A 19,351-nucleotide genomic window follows, 5' to 3' on the forward strand; every position below is an offset into this window, starting at 1 on the left:
CAGATTAAAGTGACATCAAAGGGGACTATTGTGTCTAAGTTGATGGTATTTACCGGTAATGCCAATCCGGAACTGGCCCGACTCGTTGTCGAACGTCTCGACATTCCCCTCGGTGAAGCCAGCGTTGGAAAATTCAGTGATGGTGAAATCACCATTGAGATCGATGAAAACGTACGCGGTAAAGACGTTTTTATAATCCAGCCTACCTGCGCTCCCACAAACGATAATCTGATGGAAATCCTGCTGCTGGCCGATGGCTTGCGTCGTGCTTCTGCCGGACGTATCACCGCCGTTGTACCTTATTTTGGTTACGCCCGTCAGGATCGTCGCCCACGCAGTGCCCGTGTACCAATCAGTGCCCGTGCCGTTGCCGATATGATGGCAGGTTCTGGGATTGACCGTATGCTGACGGTTGATCTGCACGCTGACCAGATTCAGGGGTTCTTTGATGTTCCCGTCGATAACGTTTACGCCTCTCCGGTATTGCTGGATGACCTGGAACGCCAGAATTACGATAACCTGATTGTTGTCTCTCCGGATATCGGCGGTGTTGTCCGTGCTCGTGCCATCGCCAAACAGATGGATGTCGACCTCGCCATCATCGACAAACGTCGCCCGAAAGCCAACGTTGCCGAAGTCATGAATATCATCGGTGATGTCAAAGGCCGTACCTGTGTACTGGTTGATGATATGGTCGATACCGCCGGCACTCTTTGCCATGCCGCCAAGGCATTAAAAGAATTTGGTGCTGAAAAAGTTGTCGCCTACTGTACACATCCTGTACTATCCGGCCCCGCTCTTGAACGGCTTGCCAATGCAGAACTGGATGAGTTGGTGGTTACCGATACCATCCCGCTGTCTGAAGCCGCTCGCGCCACCGGTTCCATTCGCCAACTGACCATTGCTGGTCTGCTGGCTGAAGCGGTACGCCGGGTTAATAATGAAGAATCCATCAGCGCGATGTTCCGTTAACCATACGAACACGCACTGAACCCGGTAGCACTCAGTGTTACCGGTTAAATAAAACCGCCAGCACTGGTCGCAAGTTCTGGCGGTTTTTCTATCTGCTAACGAGGTATTTATTATGTCAGACTTCACATTGTCTGCTGTTGTTCGCGAAGATTCAGGGAAAGGTGCGAGCCGCCGCCTGCGTCGTGAAAATGGCGTTCCTGCTATTGTTTATGGTGGTTCAGAAGAGCCTGTAACCATTACCATCAAGTCGAATGAATTCAACAAACGACTGGAGAATGAAGCGTTTTACAACAGCATCATTACTCTGGAGATTGCTGGCAAGTCTGAACAGGTTGTCCTGAAAGACCTGCAACGCCATCCTGCCAAAGACATCCTGTGGCACGCTGATTTTCTGCGCGTTAACAAAGACAGCAAGATCAAGGCCCACGTCCCTCTGCACTTCATCAACGAAGATACCTGCGTTGGCGTTAAAATGGGCGGTGGTAAAGTGACTCACCAGGTCACCAGCATCGACATCATCACAACAGCTGAAAACCTGCCAGAATTTATTCAGGTAGATCTGGCTGACGTTGAAGTCGGTACTGTTGTTCACTTGAGCGATCTGGTAATGCCAGAAGGTGTTGAATCTCTGGCTCTGAGCCATGGCGCAGATTACGACGCTGCAGTACTGTCTGTTCTGGTACCTAAAGGCACCACAGAAAGCGACGAAGACGAAGCAGCAGACGCTGCTGAATAATTTCGTCTGGTCGTAATAAAAAAAGCGAGGTTTATCCTCGCTTTTTTTGTTTTCAGATTGACCAGCATTTATGATGCCGCAAGCTGACAAGCGGTTCTCGAATCATTATGTTGATGAGGCAAGTAAGTGACTGCACCAATTTCATTGATCGTCGGTCTGGGCAATCCGGGCAGCGAATACGAACATACCCGCCACAACGCTGGCTTCTGGTGCCTGGACGCTATTGCACGTAGCCACGGTATCACTCTGTCAGCGGACAAAAAATTTCATGGGCTCGCAGGCAAGGGCCGAATCAATGGCCATGAATGCTGGTTACTCAAGCCCACCACCTTTATGAATCGCAGCGGACTTGCCACTGCCGCACTGGCTAATTTTTACAAACTCAAAGCAGATAACATCCTTGTTATTCACGATGAGCTGGACCTTCCTCCCGGTGTTGCACGCTTCAAAACCGGTGGTGGCCATGGTGGCCAGAATGGCTTGCGCGACATTATCAGTCAGCTTGGCAATAACAAGGACTTTCACCGTTTGCGCATTGGTATTGGCCACCCCGGCGATAAATCTCGCGTTACCGGTCATGTACTGGGTCGCGCCCCCATTGCCGAAGAAAAAAGTATTCGGGCTGCAATCGATGAAGCCATTCAAGTGCTACCCGATGCCCTGAATGGCGAAATGGCCAAAGCCATGAATCGACTTCACTCGTTTAAAGGGTAAAATACCCGCCCCGTTTTTATCAGATACAGGAAACCATCTATGGGCTTTAAATGCGGTATCGTTGGCTTGCCCAACGTCGGAAAATCCACGCTGTTCAATGCACTCACCAAGGCCGGCATCGACGCAGAGAACTTTCCGTTCTGCACCATTGAGCCTAACTCGGGAGTGGTTTCCATGCCCGACAAACGCCTGGATGAATTATCTGAAATCGTCAAACCGGAACGCGTTGTTCCCACTTCGATGGAATTTGTTGATATTGCCGGGCTGGTCGCCGGTGCATCCAAGGGTGAAGGCCTGGGCAACCAGTTTCTTGCCAATATCCGCGAAACGGATGCCATTGCCCACGTTGTCCGCTGTTTTGAAGATGACAACGTGATTCACGTTGCCAACCAGGTTAATCCGGCTGATGACATCGATATTATCAATACCGAGCTGGTACTGGCTGATATGGATTCCTGCGAGAAACAGTATCAACGTGTCACCCGTACCGCCAAAGGAGGTGACAAGGACGCCATCGCACAAAAAGCCTTGCTCGAACGCTTGCTGCCTCATTTTGAAGAAGGCCATACCGCCCGCATGCTGGATATGAGTGATGACGAGAAAAAGGTCGCCCGCGCATTCCACCTGCTGACCACCAAACCCACCATGTACATTGCCAACGTGGCGGAAGACGGTTTTGACAACAACCCTCACCTCGATGTGGTCCGCGATATCGCCGCTGCTGAAGGTGCCCAGGTGGTCGTGGTATGTAACAAAATCGAGTCTGAAATCGCTGAACTGGATGATGAAGACAAGATGGAATTCCTTTCCGAAATCGGTATGGAAGAACCAGGCCTGGACCGTGTTATTCGCGCCGGTTATGAATTACTCGGATTACAAACCTACTTCACCGCGGGTGTAAAAGAAGTTCGCGCCTGGACCATCAAGGTCGGTGATACCGCCCCACGGGCTGCTGCTGCCATCCATACCGATTTTGAACGAGGCTTCATTCGGGCGGAAGTGATTGGTTACAACGACTTTATCCAGTATCGGGGTGAATCCGGTGCCAAAGAAGCCGGTAAGTGGCGTCTGGAAGGTAAAGAATACATCGTCAAGGACGGTGATATTATCCATTTCCGTTTCAACGTATAAGCACGCCATTTTCGAGGCCAGCTTCAAAATATCAACCGATATATCAACAATATAGCAGGCACAGGTAGTCCTGACTGCCTGCTATTCGTATCACTTTTGACCGATTCCCCCTCCTTGCTCACCGCTGCACTGCCCTTTCCTGACAACTGTTGCAGATAATCAACAGATTGAACCAAAACAATACCTAATATTCCCCTAATATTGGATTGCAAACAGGCTCTTCAAAGAACAGAATGAACATTCAGTCACAAGCAATAGAGCATCATGATAGACAGGCGCGAAGATATCCTTAAAGCAACGGCAAAAATGATTGTTGAACATGGCCTTCAAGCATGCCCAATGTCCAAAATATCCGCCCTTGCCGGGTGTGGGGCTGGAACTATCTATCGATATTTCGAGACCAAGCAGGATCTGGTTTGTGCCTTGTTTGATGACCTGATTGAAAAGCTGACCGCCGCCTGTACCGAGGGCTACGACCCCTCGCTGTCACTACGCGAACGCTTTTTCACCTTGTGGGGAAATTATTATCGCTACGTGCTGGCCAACCCTTGCCAGCGGGCACTGATGGATCAACTGCTGGCGTCACCGACGATTTGCCCGGAACAACGGGAAAAATCCCTGGCAACACTCCAGCAGGTGATTGGGCAGTTACTGAATGACGGCAAACATCAGGGAGTATTCAAAGAACTTCCTAACGAACTGCTGAATACCGTGACGTACGGAAGCCTTTCCATGATGGCCAAAAAACAACAGCAGGCACCTGAGAAGTTCAGTTGTGTCAACTGTGATGAAAACGAGATTCTCTGCCTGTGCTGGGATGCCATACGCTGCTAATACGACACGAACACGGAATGAATATTCTTTCACCTACTCGGACAGGATCACACATGAACAAGCAATCCACTGTAAATACTGTGGCCAGTGAAGTTACCGCTCAGCTCCGCTACCACTCTCAAGCCGGGACTGGTTTTTATTCCACCCTGACTCACTTGATACTGAAACAAAAACGCCAGCGACTGGCGCTGGCGAAATAAGTAATCATATAAGATGGAGACATGTCGCTGCCAATCAACGTCAGTGCCGCACCTCACCTTGGCCAATATCCGAGTCGGCAAAGCGGCTCGATAAGATTGACAGTCGGTTAGCCACAACCAGGGTGTTTTCTGCCGCCAGAGTCAGTCCGGATTCATCCTCCACAGACTCCAGCAAGACGCAGGTGGTATCGATGGAATCCAATCCGACCACAATCGCCAGGATATAACCGTAACGGGTATTCAGCGCCACAAGATCGCCAATTTCGGTTTCTTCCCGCTCGGTATTAAAATCCTCACCGACCAGATCATCCGTACTGGCTGGTTTCTTGAATCGTGCCAAGGCTACCAGTTGCACGATGCCCTGAACGATACCGTCATTGATATCCAGTGTGACTTCGTTGTTTTCCTCAACATCCACCACGCGATCCAACAGACTCATAAACAGGTCAGAATCTTCATCAGACCAGCGCAAGTCAACCGGTGGTTTTTGCTCTCTGGAAGAGCAGAAAAAAACATCAGTGGGGAATTCTGCAGGCTCTTCTCCGCTAACCGGAGCAGGCATTAACAGACTAACGGCTTCCAGTCCGTTTTTTTCGTGTTCGGCAATCCGCCAGAACAACGGCATCACTTCTGTATTCATGAGACTCACTCCCCTACTCATCAGGAACATCTCATCTGAACATAGCAGGGCCTGCCGAAGCTGACAAGCCGTGCCGGAATCATCACCACCAACCGTCATCAATGACGTTATCGCCGTCCTGCCGGGCCTCCTCCTGGCCCGGGGAAGACACTGATATTGGTCGTACCATCGGTTTTGGTCACGGTCGGCGTACCCTCTTTGCTGACTTCATCAATACGGATAACAGCATGCATAGGAATAAAGGTGCGTTTGACATCAGCAAACGTGTTTTTCAGCCTCTCTTCGCCAGGATCAACCACCACTTGGGAACGCTCGCCAAACAGCAATTGTTCGATCTCAACAAAACCATATAAATCACTGGGATAGATATAGCGCGCATAAATTTCAAATACCTCCGCTTGCTGTAAAAAAACAACACGGTAAACGGGTTCAGCTATTTCTTTCGAATTCATACAGGCGTCAGACAACCTCAAATACACAGAAAATCTCGATCAGGACTGCTGATACATACTGGCATCAACAGAAGGGAGCGAAGTATAATACCGCCCCTTTTTTTACGCGATACCGAAGGCTGTTTTGCCCATGACATCTGCCACTCAGGACCAACCGAAAAAGCTTTACATCAAAACGCACGGTTGCCAAATGAACGAATACGATTCATCCCGAATGGCAGACATGCTGGAGTCCAGCCATAAAATGGAAATCACCCAGAACCCGGAAGAAGCCGATGTTATTCTGCTGAATACCTGTTCCATCCGGGAAAAGGCCCAGGAGAAAGTCTTCCACGAGCTGGGCCGCTGGAAAAAACTGAAAGCCAAAAATCCCGACCTGAAAATCGGCGTTGGCGGTTGTGTTGCCAGCCAGGAAGGGGATGCCATTATCAAGCGTGCTCCCTTTGTCGATATGGTGTTTGGCCCCCAGACGTTGCACCGCCTGCCATCCATGGTCAACAAGGCGGCCAATGCCATCCAGGTCGTGGATGTTACCTTCCCTGAGATCGAAAAATTTGATCACTTGCCGGCTCCCAAGGTAGAGGGTTGCAGCGCGTTTGTCTCGGTGATGGAAGGCTGCTCCAAGTACTGTACTTTCTGTGTTGTGCCCTATACCCGCGGCGAAGAAGTCAGCCGACCACTGGCCGACGTCCTCAAGGAAGTCGAATCGTTGGCAGCGCAAGGGGTACGTGAGGTCAACTTGCTCGGTCAGAATGTTAACGCCTACCGTGGCCAAACCACCGACAACGACGAAGCCGACCTTGCCGAACTGATCACTCAGGTTGCCGATATCGAGGGTATTGACCGTATCCGTTTCACCACGTCCCACCCACTGGAATTCAGCGATAGCCTGATCCAGGTGTATGCCGAAGTCCCCGAACTGGTCAGCCATCTGCATTTACCCGTACAAAGTGGTTCCAACCGGATTCTTGCGGCGATGAAACGCGGCCATGAAATTGACCTCTACATCGACAAGATTGAGCGACTGCGCAAGCTGCGTCCGGATATCTCCATTTCCTCCGACTTTATTATCGGCTTCCCGGGTGAAACACTGGCAGACTTTGAAGACACCATGAAGCTGATCGAAACCATTGGTTTTGATACTTCGTTCAGTTTTATTTACAGCGCCCGCCCCGGTACACCGGCGGCTGAGTTACCGGATGAGACACCAGAGAGCATCAAGAAAGAACGTCTGCATATTCTGCAGGACCGTATTTTGCAAAATGCCCAGCTGATCAGTCGTCGTATGGTTGGCCGGGAAGAGACCATTCTGGTCACCGGCGTCTCCCGCAAAGACCCCGGTGAACTGCAGGGACGTACTGAAAACAACCGTGTCGTCAACTTCCGCTATGAAGACCATAGCCTGATTGGTAAATTCGTCCGGGTGCAGATTGAAGATGCCTACCCGAACAGTCTGCGTGGTGTCATCATCGATGCTGATCAGGCGTACTAGACCAGTACGCTTTTGCTTATTTTCAGGAGATTTTTTTGACCGATACGCCCAGCGCTCCAGCACTTACTGCGGATCCTGCCGTCCAGACTCTGGAGCTGCAGCCGGAAGATGCCTCCCGACTCGCCAATCTCAGTGGCCATCTGGACAGCCATATTCGCCAGATTGCCGACCACTACCAACTGGTGATCTATAATCGCGGCGGTCAGTTCCGCTTTGAAGGCGACCAGATTGCCGGGCAGCGGGCAGCGCGGCTGATTGAACGGCTTTACCGTGAGACCGCCAATAGCACGCCGATCACACCCGACCTGATTCATTTACTGCTCTCGGAAGATAAAATCAGTCAGCATGATGAAGCCAGTGACAACAGTAACAGTGACAGCGATATTGCAGAGTCACCAGAACAGCCTGATCTCCACGGCCCGCTGGTTATCAAGACCCCCCAAACCTATGTCAAAGTCCGCGGCAAGCATCAACGCGAATATATTCACCAGATACGCCGCTACGACATCAGCTTCGGCATTGGCCCCGCAGGTACCGGTAAAACCTTTCTCGCCGTTGCCGCCGCAGTAGAAGCCCTGCAACAAGATGAAGTAAAACGCATCCTGCTGGTACGCCCGGCCGTGGAAGCTGGTGAAAAACTGGGTTTTCTTCCCGGTGACCTGGCCCAAAAAATTGACCCGTATCTGCGGCCACTGTACGACGCTCTCTACGAGATGCTGGGCTTTGAACATGTCGGCAAACTGATGGAGCGTAATATCATCGAAGTAGCGCCACTGGCCTATATGCGGGGGCGTACCCTCAGTCACTCTTTTGTGATTCTGGATGAAAGCCAGAATACCACCAGAGAACAGATGAAAATGTTCCTGACCCGGGTCGGCTTTGGCTCCAAAGCGGTGATTACCGGCGACCTTACCCAAACCGACCTGCCCCGTGGCGTGCAGTCCGGCTTGCGCCATGGTCTGGAAGTTCTCGACGGCGTTGAAGGCATTGGCATTACCCGCTTCGACAATCGTGATGTCGTCCGCCACCCACTGGTACAACGAATTGTGGATGCCTACGACCGTCACGACGAACAAGAGGAGCAGGCCAGACTAGCCCGCCGCCAGGAACGACAGCAGGCCAACACACAATGACCACACCTCTGCTGGACTTACAGCTAGCCGATGAGATCGATCCGGGCGCAACAGAACTGCCAACGGAAGCGCAGTTTTTGCAATGGGTAACCGCCGCGCTCACCGACCGCTCACCTTATGACGAGCCAGAGTTAACCATTCGTCTTTGTGGAGCGGAAGAAAGTCAACAATTGAATCATGAGTATCGCGGAAAGGACTCGCCCACCAATGTCCTGTCCTTTCCTTTTGAGGCTCCGCCCCAGGTGCCGATCCCGTTATTGGGAGATTTGGTCATCTGTGTGCAGATTGTCACCAGAGAAGCTCATGAACAGGGTAAATCCGACGAGGCCCATTGGGCGCATATGGTCATTCATGGCTGCTTGCATTTACTCGGATACGACCATATAAATGACGACGAAGCGGAAGAGATGGAAGCACTGGAGCGTTGCCTGCTGGCACAGCTCAACTTCCCAGACCCTTATCAAGACGAGGCCCCATGAGCGAAGACCCCCGAAGTTGGTTGGAAAAGCTGACTGACCTGTTCTCTGACGATCCACAAAGCCGTCAGGACATCAAAGTGATTGTACGCGAGGCTGCCGAGCGCAGCATTGTCGATAACGATACACTGAACATTCTTGAAGGTGCCCTGCAGGTTTCCGAAATGCAGGTCAGGGATATCATGATTCCCCGCGCCCAAATGGTCTCGATTCAAATCAACGAGTCACTCAAGGGCTGCATTCCGCGCATTATTGAATCAGCTCACTCGCGCTTCCCGGTACTCGGTGAAGGTCAAAACGAAATCCTCGGCATTATGCTGGCCAAGGATTTGTTGCCACTGCTGTTGGCGGATCATCACGATCATTTTCGCCTGCGGGATATACTGCGTCCAACCACCTTTGTGCCAGAGAGCAAGCGGCTGAATGTTTTGCTGCGGGAATTCCGTGCAACCCGTAACCATATGGCCATCGTGGTTGATGAATTTGGCAGCGTCGCCGGCCTGGTCACCATCGAAGATGTGCTGGAACAGATTGTTGGTGATATTGAAGATGAACACGACTTCGATGAAGAAGAGAGCCTGATCAAGGAAGTCGAAAGCCAGATCTTTATGGTCAAGGCACTGACTCCGGTTGATGACTTTAACGACCATTTTGAAGCCAGCTTCAGTGATGATGACTTCGATACCATTGGCGGCATCGTGATCCATCATTTTGGCCGGGTACCTGAGTGTAACGAAAGCATCAATATCGAAAACTGGCACTTCAAGGTCATTAACGGCACCAGCCGTCAAATCAACTTGCTTGAGGTCACCCCTGTGTGATGCCAACCACTTCCACCAGGGTCTCTATGATCTCCCACCGCTGGATTTCAAGGCTGTTGTTATTGGCCGCTGGTGCCATTTTCCCTCTCGCACTGGCGCCACTGTACTGGTGGCCGCTGGGCCTGGTCAGCCTGGCGTTGTTTACCCATATGCTGTGGCAACCGGATTCTTGCCGACAGGCCTTTGGGCGTAGTTGGTGGTATGCCTTTGGCCAATTTGGTAGCGGTGTTTCCTGGGTCTATGTCAGCATGCATGACTTTGGAGGCACCTCTGCGCCACTGGCCATCTTGCTGGCTGCCGCCTTTGCTGCGGTACTGGCTCTGGTACCGGCTGGCTGTTTCGCACTGTATGCCCTGTTCCGTCGTAATGGACGGCAGGTAATACCCTGGCTGCTATTACCAACATTCTGGTTTATCAGTGAGTGGGTACGAAGCTGGCTGTTTACCGGCTTTCCCTGGTTATTTGCCGGTGATGCTCACTTGTTCACCTGGCTGGCGGGCTGGGCACCAGTGATCGGCAGCTATGGTATTTCCGTTATTCTGGTACTGACCGCCAGCAGCCTGATCCAGACATTACGCACTACCCGGCTACGTTACTTGTTAGTACTGCTGCTTTGGCCCACGGGGTACTGGTTACAGCAGCAGCAGTGGACCACGGCGATCGACACACTAACGGTCAGCAGCGTACAGGGCAATATCAACCAGAACCTGAAATGGAAACCGGAGATGGTCAGTCCGACCATCAACCTGTATATCAAGGAAACCAGAAAACTCTGGGACAGCGACCTGATTGTCTGGCCTGAAACAGCCGTGACACTGGTTTATGACCAGTTTCTACCCTATCTTGACGAACTCAGTCACAACGCCCAACTGCATAATTCCGGCTTGATTACCGGCATTGCCTACCGTTATCCCCCCAATCATCCGCTGGCTGGGGAGTACCACAATAGCGTGGTTGCGGCGGGTATGGCTGACGGCCTGTATCACAAGCAACAACTGGTGCCTTTTGGCGAATTTATCCCTTTTGAAAGTCAGCTACGCGGATTAATTCCCTTTCTTGATCTGGAAATGTCGAGTTTTCTGCATGGTGCTGCCGAGCAGCCGCTGATCCGTTTTGAAGCACATGACCAGCTGTATCTGATAGCCCCTTATATCTGCTACGAAATCGCCTACCCCCAACTGGTGGGCGAGATGGCCAAGAATGCCAACCTGCTGGTTACAGTGAGTAATGACGCCTGGTTTGGTGACTCTCTCGGGCCAAAACAGCATATGGGACTGGCGCAAATGCGCGCACTGGAAACCGGACGCTATTTGCTCCGCTCGACCAACACCGGTATCACCGCGCTGGTCAACCATCACGGCCGTATCGTAAAACAGCTACAGACCAGTACCCTGGGCAGTCTGACCGCCAAGGCGGAATTACGCACAGGAGAAACCCCCTACACCCACTGGGGACTGATTCCTCTATATGCTTTCTGCCTGATATCCCTGATATGTGCTGCCGGTCTGATCATCACGGTCCGACCAACATCTGCAACGAGCAAACCCTGATGGCCAGATTATTATTCAAGCTGAATAACGTACCGGATGAAGAAGCCAATGCCGTGCGGACTTTACTGGAACAGCATGATATTCCGTATTATGAAACCCATGCCGGTCGTTGGGGGATAGCGGTAGCGGCTATCTGGTTAGTGAGTGCTGACGATTATGCCGAAGCCAGGTCCCTGATCGACCAGGTACAGCACAATCTGTTAACCCAAAAACAGACTGGCGATCCGGATCAGCTACCAGCGTCTCTACGCCAGCGCTTTCAGGAACGTCCCGTCGATTTTTTTCTGGTAGTAGTGGCGATAGCTATTATTATCATGCTGACCGTATGGCCATTTTTAACCGCGTTTGAATAACCGGCTTGCGGTTATTCAGCCAGGTTTGATTGGGCCAAACGATGCAGTGTTGCTTCCAGAATCGGCTGATTCGCCGCCGGAAAATTGTAATCAAGCAATTCCCTGGCGGTTACCCAGGTAATCGGCTGGCCTTCGGCACCATGAGCCTGTAACGCTTCAGCCGCCGTAACAGCAACCCAATACACATCCAGTCTCACCGACTTGTCAGGATAATCGAAGCAGACTTCAATCAGTGCCGACAGGCAGGCAGGCTCCAGCTGCAATCCCAGCTCTTCGTCCAACTCTCGTATCAGCGCGGCCGTCGTTGTTTCCCCAGCTTCAATTTTGCCACCTGGAAATTCCCAATAGCCGCCCTGATGTTTGTTATCCGGACGTTTTGCGATCAGGATTTGCTGTTGCGGATTACAGATCACCGCAACGGCAACAGCCAGTTGAAGTGGCTGGGTATCAGCGCCAATTACCATCAGGAACGGTAATCAGCATTGATGCTGACATATTCATGCGACAGATCGGTCGTCCAGATAGTCTCGGTTACATCACCACGCCCAAGGGCAATACGTACGGTAAACTCAGGCTGTTTGAAAATCGCAGCACCAGCATCTTCGTTATAACCATCACAACGACCGCCATCTTCCACGATTTGTACGTCATCCAGCCAGATCTGGATTTTTTCCAGTTCCATGTCTGCTACACCGGCACGACCAACAGCGGCCAGAATACGACCCCAGTTGGCATCGGAGGCAAACATCGCTGTCTTGACCAGAGGTGAATGGGCCACGGTATAGGCCACATCCAGCGCTTCTTGCGCGGCTTGTGCCTCGACCACTTCGACGGTGACAAACTTGGTTGCCCCTTCCCCGTCACGCACAATGGCCTGAGCCAACAACTGGAATGCGATTTTCAGTTCGGCAAACAGGGCTTCAGCCACTGCCGAATCGGCATCATCAATGGTCAGGGTCGACTGACCCGTTGCAATTAACAGGCAACTGTCGTTAGTGGAGGTATCACCGTCAATGGTAATACGGTTGAACGAGGCATTCGCCAGGCGTCCACACCACTGTTCCAGCACGGTTTTGTCAATGCGAACATCCGTGGCGATAAAACCCAGCATGGTCGCCATATCCGGCTTGATCATACCAGCACCCTTGGAGATGCCTGTGATCGTTACTTCGTGGCCATCCAGCTCAAAACAGTGAGAGTAACCTTTGGGCAAGGTGTCGGTTGTCATGATGCCACGGGCTGCACGGGCCCACTGATCGTCGCCCAGGTGAGCCAGAGCCAGTGGAATACCCCGTTCAAAGGCATCCATATTCAGCGGCTCACCAATCACGCCGGTCGAGAATGGCAAGACCTGGCTGCTGGCCACACCGGTTGCCTGCGCCAGTAGCTCACAACTACGTCGAGCATTGGCAAATCCCTGCTTGCCTGTCCCGGCGTTGGCATTGCCGGTATTGATCAGCAGGTAACGTGGCGCCTGCAGCGCCAGATGTTCACGAGCAACCACGACCGGGGCGGCACAAAAGGCATTTCGGGTAAATACTCCGGCGACTTCTGTGCCTTCCGCCAGCTCAAAAATTACCATGTCGTCCCGGTTTGGATAACGCACGGCAGACTGGGCAACCCCCAGCCGCACACCGGCAACAGTTGCAAAATCTTCAAATACAGAAAAATTAACGGCCATCTTGTTTCTCTTGTGCCTTATGACAGCTTGCCATGGCAATGCTTGTATTTTTTACCCGAACCACACGGACAGAGCTCATTACGACCTACCTTGCGATCGTCACGTACAAATGGCTGCGCCTGATCATCACCTTCGGCCTGCTCGATTGGCTCATCCGCCACCATGCTGGTCGTTGCTTCGTGTTCGTACTTGGCCAACTGGGCCTGGGCTTCAGCTTCCGCCCGGCGTTTTTCTTCCATTGCCTGCACTTCTGACTCTTCACGCACTTTGACATGAGAGAGTACACGGATGGTTTCGCGCTTGATATTGCTCAGCAATTCCTGGAACAGGATAAATGATTCACGCTTGTATTCCTGTTTCGGATTCTTCTGGCCATAACCACGCAAGTGGATTCCCTGACGCAGATGATCCATGGTCGCCAAGTGCTCTTTCCAGAGGTTGTCGACGATCTGCAGCATGACTTGCTTTTCAAAACCACGCAGTGTTTCCCGACCGGCAGATGCTTCCTTCTCTTGGTAGGCTTGCTCAATGGCCGTCAGAATACGTTCACGCAGCGTCTCTTCGTACAGTTTGTCTTCCGAGTCCAGCCATTGCTGAATTGGTAAATCGACATCAAATTCTGATTTCAGATGCGCTTCCAGCCCAGCGATATCCCACTGCTCTTCCAGACTTTGTGGGGCGATATAGTCATTAATCGCATCATCAACCACGTCTTTCCGGATCGTGGAGATAATGTCACCAATATCTTCCATCGCCATCAGGTCATTACGCTGCTCATAAACCACCCGACGTTGATCGTTGGCAACATCATCGTATTCAAGCAGCTGTTTACGAATATCAAAGTTACGGCCTTCCACCTTGCGTTGTGCTTTCTCAACGGCATTGGTGACCATTTTGTGCTCGATGGATTCGCCGTCTTTCATGCCCAGCGCTTGCATCATGTTACGCATACGGTCGGACATGAACATACGCATCAGACTGTCATCCAGCGACAGGAAAAACCGGGTTGAACCGGCATCCCCCTGACGACCCGCACGACCACGCAGCTGATTATCGATACGGCGTGATTCATGACGTTCGGTACCGACGATATGCAGCCCCCCGGCTTCCAATACCGCATCATGCCGTTCTTGCCAGTCCTTCTTGACTGCGGCGATTTCTTCCTCGGTAGGATTATCCAGGCGGGCAACTTCAGACTCCCAGTTACCACCCAGCATGATATCGGTACCACGACCTGCCATGTTGGTCGCGATGGTCACGGCTCCCGGACGACCGGCATCAGCGATAATTTCTGCTTCGCGTGCATTTTCCTTGGCGTTCAGCACATTGTGCGGAATCTTGGCTTTTGTCAGTAATCCAGCCACATATTCGGAAGATTCAATCGACGCGGTACCCACCAGTACCGGACGTTTCAGCTCAATTACCGCACGTACTTCTTCGACAACCGCTGCGTATTTTTCTGGCTGGGTAGCGTAAATCACATCATTGTAATCGATTCGCTGGACGGGTTTGTTGGTCGGAATCACCACCACATCAAGGCCATAGATCTGGTTAAATTCAAATGCTTCGGTATCGGCAGTACCAGTCATACCAGCCAGTTTTTCATACAGCCGAAAGTAGTTCTGGAAAGTCGTGGAAGCCAGAGTCTGACTTTCGGCCTGGATACGGACACCCTCTTTGGCTTCAATAGCCTGATGCAGGCCTTCGCTCCAGCGACGCCCTGGCATGGTACGTCCGGTATGCTCGTCGACAATGACTATCTGGTTATTCTGGACAATATAGTCGACGTTTTTATGGTAAATCGCATGGGCCCGCAAAGCGGAATGGACATGGTGCAGCAAGTTGAGATTCTGGGTGGCATACAGGCTTTCACCGGCTTCCAGAATTCCCTCGTCAACCAACATGCCTTCAACAAATTCGTGCCCTTCCTCAGTCATTTCAACTGAACGGGTTTTTTCATCGATAATAAAGTGCCCGGAAACCGGGGTATCGTCTTCGTCCAGTTCACCTTGGACCAGCTTGGGTGCCAGCAAATTAATCTTGCGGTACAGCTCGGAATTATCCTGAGCAGGGCCAGAAATAATCAAAGGAGTTCGGGCTTCATCGATCAGAATAGAATCCACCTCATCGACGATGGCGAAATACAATTCGCGCTGCACCTTATCGTCCAGAGAAAACGCCATATTGTCGCGCAGGTAATCGAAACCGAATTCGTTGTTGGTGCCGTACACGATGTCCGCTTGGTATTGCTCGCGCTTTTCTGCGGTTTGCTGGCCGGGGACAACAACACCAACACTCAACCCCAGGTATTCATACAGTGGACGCATCCACTCGGCATCACGACGCGCGAGATAATCGTTCACGGTAACGACACTGACGCATTTGCCTGTCAAAGCATTCAGATAGGTTGGCAAGGTACCCACCAGGGTTTTACCTTCGCCGGTACGCATCTCGGCAATACGGCCTTCATGCAGGGTAACACCACCAATCAGCTGGACGTCAAAGTGACGCATCCCCATCACTCGCCGGCTGGCTTCCCGGCAGACGGCGAAAGCTTCTGGCAGCAGGGCATCCAGTTTTTCACCACCTTCCAGGCGCTGCTTGAATTCAGCAGTTTTGGCCTGCAACTCGGCATCAACAAGCGCTTTCAGGGCTTCTTCATGGCTGTTTATCTGTGTAACCAGCTTACCCATACGCTTCAGTTCCCGGCTATTTTTACTGCCGAAAAGCTTGCGAAAAATATTACCCATCATGAGATTCTAACTATCCAATTTGCAAATACAGTGAGGCCCGGACGGACTGAAACGCTCGATTATACGCGCTTCAGATGACAAGTCCGAGATGGTGACAAGTAATTTGATCAATGCCTATCGGAGGGTACGATGAAGATATGCAGATGGGTCAACTGTCCGGCCGTTTTTGTACACTTCAAAATGCACATGAGGGCCGGTTGAACGGCCACTACTTCCCATCAAGGCAATAACATCGTCTTTACGAACGATATCGCCGACCTTGACGTTCAGCTCAAAGCAGTGGGCATAACGCGTTTTATAGCCATTGCCGTGATTGATCTCAACCAGTTTGCCATAGCCATAACGATCACCAGCCCAGGTAACAACCCCAGACGCAACCGCAATAATATCCGACCCCTGCTTACCGGCAAAATCAACACCGCCATGCCATGCCAGCTGGCCGGTAAAAGGATCGGTACGACGACCATAGCGGGAAGACATCCAGCCTTTTTTGATCGGTCGGCCAGTTACAAATGTATCCGCATCCAGCCGTTGGGCAGACATCAGGTCATCCAGCACTTCCAGCTGCTGCTCACGATGACCAATACGATTAGCCAGGTCATTCAGCACATCGCTGATTTCCGGCGCTTCGTAGGCTTCACCCAGTGTCTTTGGCCCGCCCAAAGCAGGTGCCATGGAAAAATCGAATTCATCGGCTTCCAGATTGGCAACACTGACCAGGCGTTCACCCAGAGCATCCAAACGCATCAGACGGGACTGCAGCTCGGCCAGTTTGACCGTTAGTGCCTGTAATTCCTGATTGGTCTGGACACGAATCTGCTCCAGCTCCTGACGCTGCAGGCTGAGATCATTTTCCCAGGCTTCTGCTGCCTGTGGCTCCAGGGAAAAACCTTCATCTGCCAACCAGTCAACCAACCAGAACCCGGCCATCCCCATTGCAAAAGGCAGGGCCACAAGGCACCCAAATAACAATGTCTTGGCAGGTGTGGTCAATCGGTAAGTACGGGACTCTCCGTGACGCTGACCAACAACAATAATGTTCATAAATAACCAGGTAAGTGACGATTACCAACTTGCTTGCTACTTATTGACACCAACCGCATCACAAACGAAGCCTTACAAACCGCAAAACTCATCAGAATCCACCAACAAACAGACAAAAACAAGGCCATATAGTATGGCCTTCGGGTATTGCTATAGTTTTTCAGATGCAATCAGCCAGCAGCAGCTGGGCGCATATAAGTAATCGGTGCAGTTTCTTCGGTAAATTCAACGAATTCCCATGCATCTTCATGCGCCAGCAACTCTCGTAACAGACAGTTATTCAGCCCATGACCAGACTTGTAGCCAATGTACTCACCGATCAGGCTATGCCCAAGCAAATACAGATCACCGACTGCGTCCAGTATCTTGTGTTTGACGAACTCATCTTCATAACGCAAGCCGTCTTCATTCAGAACCCGATAATCATCCACTACGATCGCATTTTTAACGCTACCGCCCAGCGCCAGGTTCTTGGAGCGCATATACTCAAGATCCTTGGTAAAGCCGAAGGTACGCGCACGGCTTACTTCCTTGACGTATGACGTCGAGGAAAAATCCAGGCTGGCCTTCTGAACACTCTGTTTGAGTACTGGATGATCGAAATCAATTTCAAACGATACCTTGAAGCCATCATAAGGAGCAAAAGAAGCGGTTTTGTCACGCTCTTTGACTTCGATACGACGTTTGATACGGATAAAACGCTTTGGAGCATCCTGCTCCATCAAACCTGCCGATTGCAGCAAAAATACAAATGGGCCAGAGCTGCCGTCCATAATAGGCACTTCGCGGGCACTGACTTCTACAATCGCGTTGTCGATACCCAGCCCGGCCATGGCCGACAACAGGTGTTCTACCGTATCGACTTTGGCGTGATCACGTACAAGGGTGGTGGACAAGGTGGTTTCGCCGACATTCAACGCATGCGCAGGAATATCAACGACAGGGTCAAGATCGGTACGACGGAATACGATCCCTGTATTAACCGGGGCGGGCTTCAGAGTCAGGTAGACCTTTTCACCGGAGTGAAGGCCTACACCTGAAGCGCGGATAGTGTTCTTTAAGGTGCGTTGAGGGATCATTCTGACAATCCTGCCATTTCTGGTCGTTTCTTATACAAATAGATAGATCCTGCAATTATAGCAGGAATGCAAGAACACGCTAGCGGCATGCTCTTTTTACTCAATCTGCCTGACGACGCAAGAAAGCAGGTATATCCAGATACTCCATGTCTTGCCGTGTTTGTGGTTCCGCTTTTGTCGCAGCTTGAGCTCCCGCTCCAGCCTGACGAGTCACGGCTGGACGATCAAGCTTGTTGTAGTCTGGAGTACCATCTGCACGCTTTGGCGCCGGTGTATTATCGACTACTTTTTTGGGACGGGGTTCCGTTGCAGGAGCTGAAGAACTGCTGGCATGGAAATTCAGGCCAGTGGCAACAACAGTAACCCGCAGCTCATCGGTCATTTCCGGATCAATAACAGTACCGACAACAACCGTTGCATCTTCAGCAGCGTATTCACCAATAATGTCACCTACTTCCGAGAATTCGCCCAATGACAAATCATAGCCTGCGGTCACATTCACCAGGATGCCACGTGCTCCTTTCAGGTTGACGTCTTCCAACAGAGGACTGCCAACAGCTGCTTCTGCGGCCTGACGTGCACGGTCTTCGCCACTGGCGGAACCGCTACCCATCATGGCCTGGCCCATTTCGGACATAACTGTTCGCACATCGGCAAAGTCAACGTTGATCATGCCTTGCTGGGTAATCAGATCGGCAATGCCTTTGACCGCGCCATACAGCACGTCATTGGCAGTGCGGAAAGCATCCATCAATGTGGTGCCTTTACCCAGGACCGACAGGAGTTTTTCATTAGGGATAGTAATCAGTGAGTCAACATGCTCGCTTAACTGTTTCAGGCCAACTTCTGCCATGGCCATACGTTTTTTACCTTCAAACGAAAACGGCCGGGTAACAACAGCAACAGTCAGGATGCCCAGTTCACGGGCAATTTCAGCAACAACAGGAGCGCCACCTGTACCAGTGCCTCCCCCCATGCCAGCTGTAATAAAGACCATGTCAGCACCTTTCAGGGCCTCTGCGATACGATCACGATCTTCCATCGCCGCCTGGCGACCAACATCGGGATTCGCGCCAGCACCCAGTCCTTTGGTCAGGCCAACACCCAGTTGAATTACAGAACGAGCACCAACATTACGCAACGCCTGAGCGTCGGTATTGGCACAGATAAAATCAACGCTATCAATGTTGCTTTCTACCATGTGCTGGACGGCATTACCGCCACCGCCACCCACGCCGATAACCTTGATTATCGCCTCTTCCGGCACATCATCTGCTAACTCAAACATAT

20 protein-coding genes are annotated in these 19,351 nt (G+C 51.5%); 12 read left to right on the forward strand and 8 right to left on the reverse strand.

What is annotated here, in order from left to right:
- Positions 1–30: 30 nt before the first annotated feature.
- The 6 genes from Q4551_RS08055 to Q4551_RS08080 all read left to right on the forward strand — a co-directional run bounded on the left by Q4551_RS08055 (position 31) and on the right by Q4551_RS08080 (position 4,587).
- Entirely contained in the window at positions 31–972 is a 942-nt protein-coding gene (locus Q4551_RS08055) for a ribose-phosphate pyrophosphokinase (RefSeq protein WP_303433015.1), read from the forward strand.
- A 112-nt stretch (positions 973–1,084) separates the two neighbouring features.
- On the forward strand, positions 1,085–1,708 hold the full coding sequence (locus tag Q4551_RS08060; RefSeq protein ID WP_303433016.1) for a 50S ribosomal protein L25/general stress protein Ctc: 624 nt from the start codon (positions 1,085–1,087) through the stop codon (positions 1,706–1,708).
- Between the two features lie 126 nt (positions 1,709–1,834).
- The gene (gene pth, locus Q4551_RS08065) at positions 1,835–2,422 is read left to right on the forward strand and encodes an aminoacyl-tRNA hydrolase (RefSeq protein ID WP_303433017.1); all 588 of its coding nucleotides are present in this window, start codon (positions 1,835–1,837) and stop codon (positions 2,420–2,422) included.
- Positions 2,423–2,461: 39 nt separating this feature from the next.
- The gene (ychF, locus tag Q4551_RS08070; protein ID WP_303433018.1) at positions 2,462–3,553 is read left to right on the forward strand and encodes a redox-regulated ATPase YchF; all 1,092 of its coding nucleotides are present in this window, start codon (positions 2,462–2,464) and stop codon (positions 3,551–3,553) included.
- A gap of 264 nt (positions 3,554–3,817) precedes the next feature.
- Positions 3,818–4,387 (forward strand): TetR/AcrR family transcriptional regulator, encoded by a 570-nt coding sequence (locus tag Q4551_RS08075; protein WP_303433019.1) that lies wholly within the window; start codon positions 3,818–3,820, stop codon positions 4,385–4,387.
- A 53-nt stretch (positions 4,388–4,440) separates the two neighbouring features.
- The gene (locus Q4551_RS08080) at positions 4,441–4,587 is read left to right on the forward strand and encodes a hypothetical protein (RefSeq protein WP_303433020.1); all 147 of its coding nucleotides are present in this window, start codon (positions 4,441–4,443) and stop codon (positions 4,585–4,587) included.
- A gap of 40 nt (positions 4,588–4,627) precedes the next feature.
- Here Q4551_RS08080 and Q4551_RS08085 read toward each other — a convergent pair whose 3' ends face one another.
- On the reverse strand, positions 4,628–5,227 hold the full coding sequence (locus tag Q4551_RS08085) for a hypothetical protein (protein ID WP_303433021.1): 600 nt from the start codon (positions 5,225–5,227) through the stop codon (positions 4,628–4,630).
- Between the two features lie 107 nt (positions 5,228–5,334).
- Entirely contained in the window at positions 5,335–5,679 is a 345-nt protein-coding gene (locus tag Q4551_RS08090; RefSeq protein ID WP_303433022.1) for a DUF1820 family protein, read from the reverse strand.
- A 130-nt stretch (positions 5,680–5,809) separates the two neighbouring features.
- Here Q4551_RS08090 and miaB point away from each other — a divergent pair, with 130 nt between their 5' ends.
- The 6 genes from miaB to Q4551_RS08120 are packed head-to-tail and all read left to right on the forward strand — an operon-like array spanning position 5,810 to position 11,504.
- A complete protein-coding gene (miaB, locus tag Q4551_RS08095; RefSeq protein WP_303433023.1) occupies positions 5,810–7,171 on the forward strand; it encodes a tRNA (N6-isopentenyl adenosine(37)-C2)-methylthiotransferase MiaB in 1,362 nt (453 codons plus the stop codon).
- 35 nt (positions 7,172–7,206) lie between these two features.
- A complete protein-coding gene (locus Q4551_RS08100; protein ID WP_303433024.1) occupies positions 7,207–8,304 on the forward strand; it encodes a PhoH family protein in 1,098 nt (365 codons plus the stop codon).
- A complete protein-coding gene (gene ybeY / locus Q4551_RS08105; protein WP_303433025.1) occupies positions 8,301–8,783 on the forward strand; it encodes an rRNA maturation RNase YbeY in 483 nt (160 codons plus the stop codon). Before Q4551_RS08100 ends, ybeY begins: the two co-directional genes overlap by 4 nt.
- Complete coding sequence (locus Q4551_RS08110) at positions 8,780–9,601, forward strand: HlyC/CorC family transporter (RefSeq protein WP_303433027.1); 822 nt, start codon at positions 8,780–8,782, stop codon at positions 9,599–9,601. Before ybeY ends, Q4551_RS08110 begins: the two co-directional genes overlap by 4 nt.
- 26 nt (positions 9,602–9,627) lie before the next feature.
- Positions 9,628–11,151 carry an apolipoprotein N-acyltransferase gene (gene lnt, locus Q4551_RS08115; RefSeq protein ID WP_303433028.1) on the forward strand — a complete coding sequence of 508 codons (1,524 nt, stop codon included), beginning with the start codon at positions 9,628–9,630 and terminating at the stop codon, positions 11,149–11,151.
- Complete coding sequence (locus Q4551_RS08120) at positions 11,151–11,504, forward strand: DUF6164 family protein (protein WP_303433029.1); 354 nt, start codon at positions 11,151–11,153, stop codon at positions 11,502–11,504. The genes lnt and Q4551_RS08120 overlap by 1 nt, the downstream gene beginning before the upstream one ends.
- 11 nt (positions 11,505–11,515) lie before the next feature.
- Here Q4551_RS08120 and mutT read toward each other — a convergent pair whose 3' ends face one another.
- From mutT to ftsZ, 6 genes are all read right to left on the reverse strand, one after another.
- The gene (gene mutT / locus Q4551_RS08125) at positions 11,516–11,968 is read right to left on the reverse strand and encodes an 8-oxo-dGTP diphosphatase MutT (RefSeq protein ID WP_303433030.1); all 453 of its coding nucleotides are present in this window, start codon (positions 11,966–11,968) and stop codon (positions 11,516–11,518) included.
- Complete coding sequence (gene argJ / locus Q4551_RS08130; RefSeq protein ID WP_303433031.1) at positions 11,968–13,185, reverse strand: bifunctional glutamate N-acetyltransferase/amino-acid acetyltransferase ArgJ; 1,218 nt, start codon at positions 13,183–13,185, stop codon at positions 11,968–11,970. Before argJ ends, mutT begins: the two co-directional genes overlap by 1 nt.
- Before the next feature lie 17 nt (positions 13,186–13,202).
- The gene (secA, locus tag Q4551_RS08135) at positions 13,203–15,938 is read right to left on the reverse strand and encodes a preprotein translocase subunit SecA (protein WP_303433032.1); all 2,736 of its coding nucleotides are present in this window, start codon (positions 15,936–15,938) and stop codon (positions 13,203–13,205) included.
- Between the two features lie 114 nt (positions 15,939–16,052).
- Positions 16,053–16,982, reverse strand: coding sequence for a M23 family metallopeptidase (locus tag Q4551_RS08140; protein WP_303433033.1), 930 nt, complete (start codon positions 16,980–16,982; stop codon positions 16,053–16,055).
- A gap of 170 nt (positions 16,983–17,152) precedes the next feature.
- Entirely contained in the window at positions 17,153–18,061 is a 909-nt protein-coding gene (gene lpxC, locus Q4551_RS08145; RefSeq protein WP_303433035.1) for a UDP-3-O-acyl-N-acetylglucosamine deacetylase, read from the reverse strand.
- Between the two features lie 100 nt (positions 18,062–18,161).
- Positions 18,162–19,349 carry a cell division protein FtsZ gene (gene ftsZ / locus Q4551_RS08150; RefSeq protein ID WP_303433086.1) on the reverse strand — a complete coding sequence of 396 codons (1,188 nt, stop codon included), beginning with the start codon at positions 19,347–19,349 and terminating at the stop codon, positions 18,162–18,164.
- Positions 19,350–19,351: the final 2 nt, after the last annotated feature.

The organism is Oceanobacter sp. 5_MG-2023 (assembly GCF_030548165.1).
GTDB lineage: Bacteria > Pseudomonadota > Gammaproteobacteria > Pseudomonadales > Oceanobacteraceae > Oceanobacter.

Bases quoted from the DNA above. Each gene is read 5' to 3' on its own strand.
- Q4551_RS08060 (WP_303433016.1), top strand. From the start codon at position 1,085: ATGTCAGACTTCACATTGTCTGCTGTTGTTCGCGAAGATTCAGGGAAA.
- ychF (WP_303433018.1), top strand. From the start codon at position 2,462: ATGGGCTTTAAATGCGGTATCGTTGGCTTGCCCAACGTCGGAAAATCC.
- Q4551_RS08075 (WP_303433019.1), top strand. From the start codon at position 3,818: ATGATAGACAGGCGCGAAGATATCCTTAAAGCAACGGCAAAAATGATT.
- Q4551_RS08080 (WP_303433020.1), top strand. From the start codon at position 4,441: ATGAACAAGCAATCCACTGTAAATACTGTGGCCAGTGAAGTTACCGCT.
- Q4551_RS08085 (WP_303433021.1), bottom strand. From the start codon at position 5,227: ATGAATACAGAAGTGATGCCGTTGTTCTGGCGGATTGCCGAACACGAA.
- Q4551_RS08090 (WP_303433022.1), bottom strand. From the start codon at position 5,679: ATGAATTCGAAAGAAATAGCTGAACCCGTTTACCGTGTTGTTTTTTTA.
- miaB (WP_303433023.1), top strand. From the start codon at position 5,810: ATGACATCTGCCACTCAGGACCAACCGAAAAAGCTTTACATCAAAACG.
- ybeY (WP_303433025.1), top strand. From the start codon at position 8,301: ATGACCACACCTCTGCTGGACTTACAGCTAGCCGATGAGATCGATCCG.
- Q4551_RS08110 (WP_303433027.1), top strand. From the start codon at position 8,780: ATGAGCGAAGACCCCCGAAGTTGGTTGGAAAAGCTGACTGACCTGTTC.
- lnt (WP_303433028.1), top strand. From the start codon at position 9,628: ATGATCTCCCACCGCTGGATTTCAAGGCTGTTGTTATTGGCCGCTGGT.
- Q4551_RS08120 (WP_303433029.1), top strand. From the start codon at position 11,151: ATGGCCAGATTATTATTCAAGCTGAATAACGTACCGGATGAAGAAGCC.
- mutT (WP_303433030.1), bottom strand. From the start codon at position 11,968: ATGGTAATTGGCGCTGATACCCAGCCACTTCAACTGGCTGTTGCCGTT.
- argJ (WP_303433031.1), bottom strand. From the start codon at position 13,185: ATGGCCGTTAATTTTTCTGTATTTGAAGATTTTGCAACTGTTGCCGGT.
- secA (WP_303433032.1), bottom strand. From the start codon at position 15,938: ATGATGGGTAATATTTTTCGCAAGCTTTTCGGCAGTAAAAATAGCCGG.
- Q4551_RS08140 (WP_303433033.1), bottom strand. From the start codon at position 16,982: ATGAACATTATTGTTGTTGGTCAGCGTCACGGAGAGTCCCGTACTTAC.
- lpxC (WP_303433035.1), bottom strand. From the start codon at position 18,061: ATGATCCCTCAACGCACCTTAAAGAACACTATCCGCGCTTCAGGTGTA.
- ftsZ (WP_303433086.1), bottom strand. From the start codon at position 19,349: ATGTTTGAGTTAGCAGATGATGTGCCGGAAGAGGCGATAATCAAGGTT.